Origin of the sequence: Roseisalinus antarcticus, from assembly GCF_900172355.1 — a bacterium.
GTDB classification, from domain to species: domain Bacteria; phylum Pseudomonadota; class Alphaproteobacteria; order Rhodobacterales; family Rhodobacteraceae; genus Oceanicola; species Oceanicola antarcticus_A.
In genome coordinates this window covers 194,085-205,850 of sequence record NZ_FWFZ01000003.1, presented here as the reverse complement: position 1 = coordinate 205,850, position 11,766 = coordinate 194,085, and the positions used below count along the sequence as shown (strand labels likewise).

Here is an 11,766-nt window from a genome sequence, read left to right as displayed (position 1 = left end):
CACCCATGGTTATCGCACTCGAAAAAGACTGGATCTGGGACAGCTGGTATGCCCATGACGGCGCCCGCTGGCACGGCTACTTCCTCAAGGCCCCAAAGGCGATCGGCGACCCCGAGCAGCGTCACTTCAACGTCAGCCAGGGTCACGCCGTCAGCGACGACCTCGTCACCTGGGAACATCTGGGCACCTGCCTCGCGCCAAGCGAGGCCCCCGCATGGGACGACTACACCACCTGGACCGGCTCGGTGGTGCAGGACGACGCCGGGCTCTGGCATCTGTTCTATACCGGCTCGACCCGCGCCGAAGAGGGGCTCTATCAACGGATCGGCCACGCCACCTCGGCCGACATGCATTCCTGGGAGCGGGTGGGCGACGGGCTGTGCCTCGATCTCACCGGCTCCGTGGCCGAGCAGTACGAGGCCGACCATGCGCGGGGCTTCTGGCACGACCGGGCGATGCGAGACCCGTGGGTCATGCGCGACCCTGACGGCGACGGCTGGCTGATGTTCTTCACCGGCCGTGCGCGCGGCGTCGCCGAGCCCAATGCCGGCGGGGCCATCGGCCTGGCCACCTCGCCGGATCTGCACAGCTGGACACTCCAGCCCCCGGTCTTCACCGGCGGGTTCGGCCAGCTTGAGGTGCCGCAGGTCTTTGCCGCCGGCGGGCGCTGGTATTGCCTGTTCTGCACCGCGGCAGAACACTTTTCCAAGGCGCTGGCAGAGGCCACGCCGGGCGGGCCGGTCACCGGGACCCATTACCTGATCGGTGAGGGCCCGCGGGGCCCGTGGCGGATCGCGCCGGGGCGATTCCTTGACGGCAAGCTGCCCTGTCGCCGCTATGCCTCGCGCATTCTCGATACCGGCGAGGGTCTCGTCATCATGGGATTCGCCGACCATCCCGACGGCGGACATTTCGTAGGCCATGTCATGGACCCTGAACCGGTCGTCATCGGTGACGACGGCCTCTTGCGGGTCATCCCCGCCGACAAAGCAGCGGAGTAGCGCAAATGGCGGACGTGAGACTGAGGAACCTGACCAAGAGCTTTGGCAGCGTGCAGGTCATCAAGGGCGTGGATATCGACATCGAGGACGGCGAGTTCGTCGTCTTCGTCGGCCCATCGGGCTGCGGCAAGTCCACGCTTCTGCGGATGATCGCGGGGCTGGAGGACATCACCTCGGGCACGCTCGAGATCGGCGGCAAGCGGGTCAACGACGTGCAGCCCAAGGAGCGCGGGATCGCGATGGTGTTCCAGTCCTACGCAATCTTCCCGCACATGACCGTGCGCGAGAACGTGGCCTTCGGACTGACGATCAACGGGGCCTCGAAGGCGGACAAGGGCGCCAAGGTGGCCGAGGCCGCCCGCGTGCTGCAGATGGAGCATCTGCTGGACCGGCGCCCGTCGCAGCTGTCGGGCGGTCAGCGCCAGCGCGTGGCTATCGGCCGTGCCATCGTGCGCGACCCGCAGGTCTTCCTGTTCGACGAGCCGCTGTCGAATCTCGACGCGGCGCTGCGCATGGACATGCGCATGGAGATCGGCAAGCTGCACCAGACCCTCGGCACCTCGATGATCTACGTGACCCACGACCAGGTCGAGGCAATGACCTTGGCCGACAAGATTGTCGTCTTGCGCGGCGGAGAGGTCATGCAGATCGGCTCGCCGATGGAGCTCTATCACGAGCCGGCGAACCTTTTCGTCGCCGGCTTCCTCGGGGCCCCTTCGATGAACTTCATCGAGGTCGACGTGGCGGAGGTGACCGGCACCCGCGCCCGCGTCTCGGCCCCCGCGCTCGAGACCATCGAGGTCGAGACGAAGGGCCGCGACCTGCGGGCCGGCGGCAAGGGGATCCTGGGCGTGCGCCCGCAATACCTGGTGCCGACGACGGACGGGTCGGGCATGTTGCACGGCAAGGTCGAGCTGACCGAACGGCTGGGGGCCGAGACGGTGGTGGATGTCGCCCTTCGCGACGGGACCAAGATGATTGCCGCGATCGGCGAGGACAGGGTCTTTGCCGCCGGGGACGCCATCGATTTCAACTTCGATCCCGCCGCCGCGCATCTGTTTGCGCGCGAAGAGGAAATGGCGCCGGTGCCGCACTGATCGCCATCCGATGGCCTGCCCGGGCGCGGCCGCGGTCCGGGCATGCCGACTTTTTTGCCGAACACGCATTTTTCACCCTTCCCGCCATTGGACAGCCCCCGGCGGAAGGCTAGGCTCGCGTCAGGATGCCAGACGCGAGGACGCACCCGATGGAGAAGTTCGGCAAGAGCCAGCCCGTGACGCGGGTCGAGGACGTCCGTTTCCTGACCGGCCACGGAAACTACGTCGACGACGTCGCCCCCGAGGGCGCGTTGCACGCCTTCGTCATGCGCTCGACCGTGGCCCATGGCCGGCTCGAAGGCATCGACGCGACCGAGGCCCGCGCGGCGCCCGGCGTGCATCTGGTTCTGACGCTGGCCGATCTCGAGGCGGCGGGGCTGGACGTTCACCTCGACACCGACCTCGTCACCAATATCGACAGCACCGAGGGCGCCGATCCCGAGCGCCCGTTGCTGGCCCGCGACAAGGTGCGGTTCGTCGGCGAGCCGACCGCGCTGGTCGTGGCCGAGACGCTGCTTCAGGCCAAGGACGCCGCCGAATTGATCGAGGCCGACATCGCCGATCTTCCCGCCCACGTCCGGCTGGCCGCAGGCGGCGAGCAGATCCATGCCGAGGCGCCCGACAACAAGGCCTTTGAGTATGGCTTTGGTGACCGGGACGCGGTGGACGCCGCGATCGAGGCCGCGGCGCACGTGGTCCGGCTCAAGGTCGAGGACAACCGCGTCATCGTCAATTCCATGGAGCCGCGCGGCTGTTTCGCCGAGACGCAGGGCAACCGCCTGCATGTCGCGGTCAACGGCCAGGGCGTCTGGGAGACCAAGAAACGCCTGGCGCGGGTGCTCGGCCTCGACAAGGACGACGTGCGGGTGACGACGCCCGATGTCGGCGGCGGATTCGGGATGAAGGGCGCGGATTACCCCGAGACCTTCCTGGTGGCCCATGCCGCCCGCACCCTGGGCAAGCCCGTCCGCTGGATGAGTGACCGCACCGAGGCGATGCTGTCGGACAACGCCGGCCGGGACCTCGTTTCGGTGGCCACGCTGGCCTTCGACGCGGATTACCGGATCACCGGCTACCAGGTGGAATCGCTCTGCAATCTGGGGGCCTACAACTCGGGCTACGCGCAGTTCATCCAGACCGAGCTTTTCACCAAGGTGATGCCGGGGACCTACGACATTCCCTGCGCCTGGCTGCATTGCGAGGGGATCTTCACCAACACCACCCAGACCGACGCCTACCGCGGTGCGGGCCGCCCCGAGGCGATCTTCGTGCTCGAGCGGGCGATGGACAACGCGGCCCGGGTGCTGGGGGTCGACGCGCTGGACCTGCGGCGGCGGAATTTCATCGCGCCGGACAAGTTTCCCTACAAGACCGCGACCGGCATGACCTATGACATCGGCGCGTTCGACAACGTCCTGACGCGGGCCGAGGCCGAGGCCGACCTGGCCGGGTTCGCCGCCCGCCGCGCGGAGTCGGAAAAGCGCGGGCAGCTGCGTGGCTTGGGCATCTGCTATTACATCGAGAGCATCCTGGGCCAGAAGCACGAGGATGTGAAAGTCGCGTTCGAGCAGGACGGGACCGTTTCCCTCTATGTCGGGACCCAGTCGGCCGGACAGGGGCATGAAACCGTCTATGCCCAGTTCCTGGCCGATCAGACCGGCCTGCCGGCAGAGCGGATCAACGTTGTCCAGGGCGACAGCGACCGGATCCGCCGGGGCGGGGGCACGGGCGGGTCGCGCTCGGTCACGACCCAGACCAATGCCACCCTTGTGGCCGTCCGGACGATGCTCGACAGCTTCACCGCATTCTTGGCCGAGGAGGAGGGCGTCGCGCCCGCCGACGTCTCCTTCGACGACGAGCGCTTTCGCATCGGCGGCTCGAACCTGACGCCGACGATGATGGAGGTCGCCGAGATGGCCCGCGACAAGGGCCGCGAGGACCTGCTGACCGTCGCCGAGACCGGCCGTCTGCAGCAGATGTCCTTTCCCAACGGCTGCCATGTCGCCGAGGTCGAGATCGACCCCGAGACCGGCGAGACCCGCTGCGTGAAATACACCGTGGTCGACGATTTCGGCAATCTGATAAACCCGATGCTGGCCGAGGGCCAGGTCCATGGCGGGGTGGCCCAGGGCATCGGCCAGATCCTGACGGAGCGTGTGGTCTATGACAGCGAGGGCCAGCTTCTGACCGCGACTTTCATGGATTATGCCATGCCGCGCGCCGAAGACGTGCCGTTCATGCCGTTCCATTCCGAGCCCACGCCCTCGCTGAACAATCCCATGGGGATGAAGGGGTGCGGCGAGGCCGGGACGGTCGGGGCGCTCGCCGCGGTGACCAACGCGGTGCAGGATGCGCTCTGGGCGCGGGGCGTGCGCGAGGTGCAGCCGCCGTTCACGCCACAGCGCGTCTGGGCGCTGCTGGACGGGCAGGATCAGAGTGCGGCTGCGTGAACGCCTTCTAGCCCTTTTCGGCCGATCGCCTGTCCAGGCGGAAGGCCGGGGGCGACACCGGGGCGCCGCGACCCATGTCATCGTTCTGGACGGCACCATGTCCAGCCTGCAGCCAGGGCACGAGACCAATGCCGGGATCACCTTCCAGCTTCTTCGCGAGGTCGGGATCTCGGCCAACCTGACGGTCTATTACGAGGCCGGCCTGCAATGGCGCGACTGGTCGCAGACCGTCGACGTGGTCGCGGGCCGCGGGATCAACCGGCAGATCAAGCGGGCCTACGGCGTGCTCGCCTCGCGCTACCGGCCGGGGGACAGGATCGTGCTGGTCGGCTTTTCGCGCGGCGCCTACGCGGTGCGCTCGCTGGCCGGGGTGATCGACCTGGTGGGGCTGGTGCGGGCGAACGACGCCACGGTGCGGGTCATCCGGCAGGCCTATCGCCACTACCGCAGCGGGGCGCGGGGCCCGGTGTCCGAGGCGTTTCGCCGCCGCTATTGCCTCGACGGGGTCGAGATCGAGGCGGTGGCGATCTGGGACACGGTGAAATCGCTCGGCCTGCGGCTGCCCGGGCTGGTCCGCCGGGCCGAGGTCAAGCACAGCTTTCACAACCACGCGCTGGGCCCGTCCGTGCGCCAAGGCTTCCACGCGCTGGCGCTGGACGAGACGCGGGACGCCTACAAGCCGGTGATGTGGCAGCGCCCCGCCGGCTGGAGCGGCGTGATGGAGCAGGTCTGGTTCCGCGGCGCCCATGGCGACGTCGGGGGGCAGCTGGGTGATGACCTCTTTGCCCGCCCGCTGGCGAACATTCCGCTGGTGTGGATGCTGGAGCGCCTCGAGGCCTGCGGCGTTCCGCTGCCGGACGGCTGGAAGGACCGCTTTCCCTGTGATGTCGACGCACCCTCCGTGGGCACCTGGCGAGGGTGGAGCAAGATCATGATCTCGCGCCACCGCCGGATCGTGGGCCGCTGTCCGTCCGAACGCCTGCACGAGACGGTGACGGATCTGGGGCCAGCCATCGCTGTCGGGGACCTGGACCGTCTAAGGGTCGGGCCCCGGCGGGCCGAGAGCCCCTGACCAATCTGCTCCGCCAAGCGCGGTTCAGGCGACGTTCTGCAGGCTCGCCTTGGGCGTGACGCCGAGCGCGTGGCAGACGTCGCGGGTCAGCTCCGGCTTGTTCAGGGTGTAGAAATGCAGGTGATCCACCCCGCCCTGCAACAGCGTGTCGCACAATTCGGTTGCAAGCGCCGTGGCCAGCAAGTCGGTGGTGCCGTCCCGCACCGCGTTGTCGAAGGCATCGTGGATGATCTGAGGAATCGAGGTGCCGCAGGCTTGGGCGAACTTGCGCGTGCCGTTCCAGTTCTCGATCGGCAGGATGCCGGGGCGGATCGGCGCATCGATCCCGGCCGCCGCACAGGCGTCACGGAACCGAAAGAACGTGTCGGCCTCGAAGAAGAACTGGGTGATCGCGCCGGTCGCCCCGGCGTCGATCTTGCGCTTGAGGAATTCCACATCCGCCCTGGTGTCGGCCGCGTCGGGGTGTTTCTCGGGATAGGCGCCGACGTGGATGTCGAACTTGCCGGTCTCGCGCAGCGCCTCGATCAGCTCGACCGAGCTTGCAAACCCGTCGGGGTGCGGCGTGAACCGGCCCGCGCCTTTCGGCGGATCGCCCCGCAGGGCGACGATGCTGGTTACGCCCACCTCGGCATAGCCGTCGGCGATAGCCATGGTCTCTTCCCGGCTTGCATCCACGCAGGTCAGGTGCGCCGCGACATTCAGGCCCGAGGTCTTGTGGATCGTGCCGACCGCCTCATGGGTCAGCTTGCGGGTGGTGCCGCCGGCCCCATAGGTCACCGACACGAAGGACGGGTCCAGCGGGGCCAATGTCTGCACACAATGCCACAGCCGGAACGACGCCTCGAGGCTCTTGGGCGGGAAGAATTCGAACGAGACATTGGGCGCGGGCATGGAGGTGATCCTTCGGGATGAGTTGCGCCCTTGTCTCACGTCGCGACGCATGAGACAAACTCATAACCTTCACCACGTTAATGAGCCAGATTGCAGCATGCACATCGAATTCCGTCATCTGCGCACGATCAAGGCGATCCATGACAGCGGCGGTCTGGCCCGGGCGGCCGATATTCTGAACATCACCCAGTCCGCGCTGAGCCACCAGATCAAGGGGATCGAGGACCAGGCGGGCGTCGAGCTTTTCGTGCGCCGTTCCAAACCGTTGAAGCTGTCGGCGGCGGGGCACAAGCTCCTGGCCGCGGCCGAGGATATCCTGCCGCGGGTGGCCGCGCTGGAGGCCGAGTTCGCCGGAATCCAGCAAGGCTCTGCCGGGCGGCTGCACATTGCGATCGAATGTCACGCCTGTTTCGAATGGCTGTTCCCCGTGCTCGAGGCGTTCCGCAAGGCCTGGCCCGAGGTCGACGTGGACATCCGCCCCGGGCTTGCCTTCGACGCGCTGCCCGCGCTGCAGAAGGAAAAGGTTGACCTTGTCGTCTCCTCCGACCCCGAGGACCTGGCGGAGCTGACCTTTACGCCGCTTTTCGACTACGAGCCGGTGTTCGTGGCCTCTTCCGCCAATGCCCTGTCGCTGAAGCCTTTTGTCGTCGCCGACGATTTCCGCGACCAGACGCTGATCACCTATCCGGTGGAGCGGACCCGGCTGGATGTCTTCACCGAGTTGCTGACCCCGGCGCGGGTGGAGCCCGCGGCCGTGCGGCAGGCAGAGCTGACGGCGGTGATCCTGTTGCTGGTGGCCTCCAACCGCGGGGTGGCGGTGCTGCCCGACTGGGTGGTGCGGCAGGTGCGCTACAATTCCGACTACGTGACGCGCCCGCTGACCGAAACGGGGGTGACCAAGCGGCTTTACGCGGCGACCCGGTCGGAGGATATCGCGAAACCCTACATGGCCCACCTGATCCGGCTGGCCAAGCAGGAGGCGGTCAAGCTTCAGCGCGGCCAGTCGTAGACTTGCGCGGGCGCGTCGGCGCCGACCAGCAGGCTGCGCACCTCCTCGAAGGGCATGGCCCGGCCATATCGATAGCCCTGGGCCATGGTGCAATTGAGGCTGATCAGCTCATCCTCCTGCTCCTGTGTCTCGACGCCTTCGGCGACCACGTCGACCTCCAGCCCCCGGGCGATGGCCAGGAAGCCCTTGACGATCACCTCGGTCGTGCGGTCCTTGCCCAGACTGGCGGTAAAGCTGGTGTCGATCTTGAGCTCGTCGAAATCGAGCTGTCGCAGATGCTGGAACGACGCGTAGCCGGTTCCGAAATCATCGAGCGAGATCCGCAGCCCGCGGTCCCGCAGGCGCGTGATGGCGGTCTGGATGGTATCGCCGGACCGGGCGATGAAGACATCCTCGGTGATCTCGAAGGTCAGGTGCGGGACAGCATCGGGGAAGGTGTCGAGCAGCGCGTCGATCCGCTCCCGCCCCGGCTGCGAGGCGAGCGCGACCTCGGGCAGGTTGACCGAGACCTGACCGGGGTCCAGCCCGTAGTCGCGCAGCGATGCCACGTCCTGCAACACGTTGCCCAGGATGCGGTCGAGCAGGCGGCCGGAGAGCTTGAGCTCGTCGATCTGCGGCAGGAAGGCGGCGGGCTCGCGTACGTGGCCGGAGGGATCGACCCAGCGGGCCAGCGCCTCGAACCCGCAGATCCGCTGGGTCTTGAGCGACACCTTGGGTTGGTAATAGGGCATGATATGCCCCTCGAGCAGGGCGGCCTGCAGCACGTCGCGTTCCGCCTGGCTGATGTGGGGGCCCATCAGGTTCGCGTCGAACAGCACCGCCTGCGAGCCCGATAGCGCCTTGGCCCGGTACATCGCGCGGTCGGCCTGGGACACGAGCCGCGTCATCGAGCAATGGCCGCCGCCGTGCAGGCCGATGCCTATGGAGGCGCCAAGCTCGATCTCACGCTCGTCCCGGGGGATCGGCCGCGACAGGGCATCGGCCAGGCGGCGGCCGAGATCCAGCGCCTCCTGCCGGGTGGTGACGCCGAAGACGGCGAGCGCGAATTCGTCGCCGCCGAAGCGGGCGACAAGGCCCCCGTCGGGCACCACATTGCGCAGGCGGTCGGCCACGACGCACAGGACCCTGTCGCCGGTCTCGTGGCCGAAGCCGTCGTTGATCGGCTTGAACCCGTCGAGGTCGATGACCATGAGGGCGATCCGGCCCTTTCGCGTAGGGTCCTCGGCCTTTTTCGCGACCATCGCCTCGAACGCGCCGCGGTTGAGCAGGCCGGTCAACTGGTCGCGCTGGGCGGCCGCCTCAAGGTCTGCGATGCGGGCCTGAAGCTGCAGGCGGACATCGTCGAGCTCGTCCTTGGTATCCTTTTGCATCAGAATCGTCTGGCGCGTGTTGGCGGCGTAGGTCAGCAGGGCCACGCCGACGATGGCCCATTCCGTGGTGCTGCCGTTGACCAGCCCGCTTTTGGCGGTGTTCCAGATCATCAGCACCACGGTGCCGTAGCATGGGATCATCTGCCAGCGGACATAGAGCGGCGCGGCGAAGAAGCTGTTGGTGACATGCACGATCACCCCGAAGAGCCAAAGCATCCCGGCGACGAGGATCGCGACGGAGCCCTGGCTGGCGAGGGCAATCACCGGTGCGCAGAAGGTGACCATGGACACGGTGCACAGGCCCAGAAAGACCCCGATCGCGCGCGGCGACCAGTTTCGGCAGGACGTCGTCCTTCTGCGCAGCCAGTGGAAGGCGAAGAGACCGGTTTCCGAAAAGATGAAGGCCGCGCCGACGCCGAGGGCCGCGCTGGCGCGATCCGCGTAGATGCAGATGAACAGGATGAACGAGATCGTGGAGATCCGCTTGAGCGTATCCCGGCGCATGATATGGGCCACGATATGCGCTTCGTGGCGAATCTGTTCCTGGATCGGGCCCTTGTGGGTCACGAGTCGGCTCCTGATGATAGTGCTGGATAGTCTCCGAGCAGGAAACATGCGGTTAATCCCGGGCGCGCGGTCCTGATCCACCGGGGCGTCCTGCGGCCGCGCACTCCGGATTGCGTTCAGGCCACGCAGGCCCCGGGGGGCAAGTGCCCCCCGGACCCCCGGGCGCCCGGTGGCCCATGTCGTTCAGGGCGGACCTGCGGTCGCCTTGCCGCGCGGATAAAAAGATCCTGCGGAACAGGGTCTTGGGGCGGTTCCCGGCCTTGGTCGCCCGACCGGTGGGACGATGCGGACTTGCCCCGGAGGATGGGCTTGCCTATAGGGGCCACTTGTCTGCCCGAGGAGCCGCTGCATGGCCTTTTCCGCCAATCTCAACGTGATGATCAAGACGGTGCGCCGCGCGGCCCGGGGGCTTGTGAAGGATTTCGGCGAGGTCGAGAACCTGCAGGTTTCGGCCAAGGGCCCCGGCGATTTCGTCAGCCGGGCCGACCGCGAGGCCGAGCGCATGATCCGCGAGGCCCTGACCGAGGCCCGGCCGACCTATGGCTTCCTGGGCGAGGAAAGCGGTGAGGTTCCGGGCGAGGATCCGACCCGTCGCTGGATCGTCGATCCGCTCGACGGCACCACGAATTTTCTCCACGGTATGCCGCATTGGGCGATCTCGGTCGCGCTGGAGCACAAGGGCCAGATCGTGGCCGGGGTGATCTATGACCCCTCGAAGGACGAGCTGTTCCATGCGGAGAAGGGCGAGGGCGCCTGGATGAACCAGAGCCGGATGCGCGTCTCGGGCCGGACCAGGATCACCGAATGTGTCTTTGCCACCGGGCTGCCGTCCGCCGGCCGGGGGGACCTGCCGCAAAGGCTCAGGGATCTCGGCCGCGTCCTGCCGACCAGTGCCGGTGTCCGCAGCCTCGGGGCGCCCTCTCTCGATCTCGCCTATCTTGCCGCGGGCCGCTGCGACGGGTTCTGGGACCGAGGCGCGAAGCCCTGGCAGCTTGCCGCCGGCATGGTCCTGGTGCGCGAGGCCGGAGGCTTCGTGGAGCCGCTTGACCCGGCGGGCGACATCCTCGCCGACGGCGGGATCCTCTGCGCGAACGAGCCGGTGTTTTCCGAGTTTGCGGCGTTGATCCGGCGAGACTGACCCGCGCGGCCCGCTCAGCCGGCAAGCGGCGCGAAGAGATCCACAAGATAGCCGTCCGGGTCCGCGACGCTGGCGTAGCGCTGGCCCCAGAAGGCATCCCACGGCTCGGTCACGACGACAAAACCCGCCGTGCGCACGGCCTCGACCCGGGCATCGACCTCGGCCGGCGTGTCGCAGAGCAGGGCGAAACCCGCATGACTGGCGGGGCGCGGGGCCATCCCTGACAGGCGTTCCATGAAATCGGCGCGGTCGATCATCAGGCGGCAGGCGCCATCCGGGGTCGCAGGCTCCAGGTGGTTGGCGGCGGGGTCCGCGCCGGTGAAGTCGAAACCCACCGCGGAATAGAATGCGATGCTGCGCTCCATGTCGCTGGAGGTGACGGCGACGGCATCGATCTTCATCTGCGCCTCCGGACGGTCGGGACCGAGCTTTGCCGCAGGGTGTATTGCGTCTTCGGGTGCGGCGGGTGGCCGTCGACCCGCGACCAGTAGGCCGGCCCGCCCCGGACCAGCCAGAGCGGGATCGTCAGGACCAGCCCGATGACGAAGCCGCCGATATGCGCCCAGTAGGCGACGCCGCCGCCGCTCAGGTCAGAGCCCACGCCGTAGACGAGCTGCAGCCCGAACCAGAGGCCCAGGATGATCCAGGCGGGGATCACGAGGATGCGGAAGAAGACGATGAAGAAGATGAACACATCGACCCGGGCCCGGGGAAACAGCAACAGGTAGCCGCCCATCACGCCCGCGATGGCACCCGACGCGCCGACCATGGGGACGGGCGAGAACGGCGCGGCAAAGTACTGTCCCAGGGCCGCCCCCAGCCCCGACGCGAGGTAGAAGGCGAGAAAGCCCAGGTGGCCCATCTCTTCTTCCATGTTGTCGCCGAAGATCCACAGGAACAGCATGTTGCCCGCCAGGTGCATGAAGCCGCCGTGCAGGAACATGTGGGTGACGAGGCCGGTGTAGCCGCCGCCCTGGTTCAGATAGGCCGGGATCATGGCATAGCGCTCGTAGAACAGGCTGAGCGCGAAGGGCGATTGCAGGGCCGCGAGGCCGTAGAGATAGACCGCGACGTTCAGCGCGATCAGGGCGAAGACGACATAGGGCGCCTTTCGCGAAGGGTTGTGATCGCGGATCGGGAACATGGCGCTAAATTGGTTGGAACGGGCAGC

10 protein-coding genes are annotated in these 11,766 nt (G+C 67.4%); 6 read left to right on the top strand and 4 right to left on the bottom strand.

Going from position 1 to position 11,766, the window contains the following annotated elements:
* The first annotated feature begins 5 nt into the window (after positions 1 to 5).
* From ROA7023_RS04835 to ROA7023_RS04820, 4 genes are all read left to right on the top strand, one after another.
* Entirely contained in the window at positions 6 to 1,001 is a 996-nt protein-coding gene (locus ROA7023_RS04835; protein ID WP_085877887.1) for a glycoside hydrolase family protein, read from the top strand.
* Positions 1,002 to 1,006: 5 nt separating this feature from the next.
* Entirely contained in the window at positions 1,007 to 2,098 is a 1,092-nt protein-coding gene (locus tag ROA7023_RS04830; RefSeq protein WP_085877886.1) for an ABC transporter ATP-binding protein, read from the top strand.
* 149 nt (positions 2,099 to 2,247) lie between these two features.
* Complete coding sequence (locus tag ROA7023_RS04825; protein WP_085877885.1) at positions 2,248 to 4,548, top strand: xanthine dehydrogenase family protein molybdopterin-binding subunit; 2,301 nt, start codon at positions 2,248 to 2,250, stop codon at positions 4,546 to 4,548.
* Positions 4,535 to 5,620, top strand: coding sequence for a T6SS phospholipase effector Tle1-like catalytic domain-containing protein (locus tag ROA7023_RS04820; protein ID WP_234992026.1), 1,086 nt, complete (start codon positions 4,535 to 4,537; stop codon positions 5,618 to 5,620). Before ROA7023_RS04825 ends, ROA7023_RS04820 begins: the two co-directional genes overlap by 14 nt.
* Positions 5,621 to 5,644: 24 nt before the next feature.
* On the opposite strand, the gene metF is transcribed toward ROA7023_RS04820, so the two are convergent.
* Positions 5,645 to 6,511 carry a methylenetetrahydrofolate reductase [NAD(P)H] gene (metF, locus tag ROA7023_RS04815; RefSeq protein WP_085877883.1) on the bottom strand — a complete coding sequence of 289 codons (867 nt, stop codon included), beginning with the start codon at positions 6,509 to 6,511 and terminating at the stop codon, positions 5,645 to 5,647.
* A gap of 97 nt (positions 6,512 to 6,608) precedes the next feature.
* On the opposite strand from metF, the gene ROA7023_RS04810 reads away from it, so the two are divergent.
* Entirely contained in the window at positions 6,609 to 7,520 is a 912-nt protein-coding gene (locus tag ROA7023_RS04810) for a LysR family transcriptional regulator (protein WP_085877882.1), read from the top strand.
* Here the strand turns inward: ROA7023_RS04810 and ROA7023_RS04805 are convergent.
* Positions 7,502 to 9,457 carry a putative bifunctional diguanylate cyclase/phosphodiesterase gene (locus ROA7023_RS04805; protein WP_159458443.1) on the bottom strand — a complete coding sequence of 652 codons (1,956 nt, stop codon included), beginning with the start codon at positions 9,455 to 9,457 and terminating at the stop codon, positions 7,502 to 7,504. The genes ROA7023_RS04810 and ROA7023_RS04805 overlap by 19 nt on opposite strands.
* A 349-nt stretch (positions 9,458 to 9,806) precedes the next feature.
* Here ROA7023_RS04805 and ROA7023_RS04800 point away from each other — a divergent pair, with 349 nt between their 5' ends.
* Positions 9,807 to 10,595 carry an inositol monophosphatase family protein gene (locus ROA7023_RS04800; protein ID WP_085877880.1) on the top strand — a complete coding sequence of 263 codons (789 nt, stop codon included), beginning with the start codon at positions 9,807 to 9,809 and terminating at the stop codon, positions 10,593 to 10,595.
* Between the two features lie 14 nt (positions 10,596 to 10,609).
* Here the strand turns inward: ROA7023_RS04800 and ROA7023_RS04795 are convergent, their stop codons facing one another.
* On the bottom strand, positions 10,610 to 10,996 hold the full coding sequence (locus ROA7023_RS04795) for a VOC family protein (RefSeq protein ID WP_085877879.1): 387 nt from the start codon (positions 10,994 to 10,996) through the stop codon (positions 10,610 to 10,612).
* Entirely contained in the window at positions 10,993 to 11,739 is a 747-nt protein-coding gene (locus ROA7023_RS04790; RefSeq protein WP_085877878.1) for a rhomboid family intramembrane serine protease, read from the bottom strand. The genes ROA7023_RS04795 and ROA7023_RS04790 overlap by 4 nt, the downstream gene beginning before the upstream one ends.
* Positions 11,740 to 11,766 lie beyond the last annotated feature (27 nt).

What these genes read in the sequence shown, in the direction of transcription:
- ROA7023_RS04835 (WP_085877887.1), top strand. Translation starts at nt 6, where the DNA reads ATGGTTATCGCACTCGAAAAAGACTGGATCTGGGACAGCTGGTATGCC.
- ROA7023_RS04830 (WP_085877886.1), top strand. Translation starts at nt 1,007, where the DNA reads ATGGCGGACGTGAGACTGAGGAACCTGACCAAGAGCTTTGGCAGCGTG.
- ROA7023_RS04825 (WP_085877885.1), top strand. Translation starts at nt 2,248, where the DNA reads ATGGAGAAGTTCGGCAAGAGCCAGCCCGTGACGCGGGTCGAGGACGTC.
- metF (WP_085877883.1), bottom strand. Translation starts at nt 6,511, where the DNA reads ATGCCCGCGCCCAATGTCTCGTTCGAATTCTTCCCGCCCAAGAGCCTC.
- ROA7023_RS04810 (WP_085877882.1), top strand. Translation starts at nt 6,609, where the DNA reads ATGCACATCGAATTCCGTCATCTGCGCACGATCAAGGCGATCCATGAC.
- ROA7023_RS04800 (WP_085877880.1), top strand. Translation starts at nt 9,807, where the DNA reads ATGGCCTTTTCCGCCAATCTCAACGTGATGATCAAGACGGTGCGCCGC.
- ROA7023_RS04795 (WP_085877879.1), bottom strand. Translation starts at nt 10,996, where the DNA reads ATGAAGATCGATGCCGTCGCCGTCACCTCCAGCGACATGGAGCGCAGC.
- ROA7023_RS04790 (WP_085877878.1), bottom strand. Translation starts at nt 11,739, where the DNA reads ATGTTCCCGATCCGCGATCACAACCCTTCGCGAAAGGCGCCCTATGTC.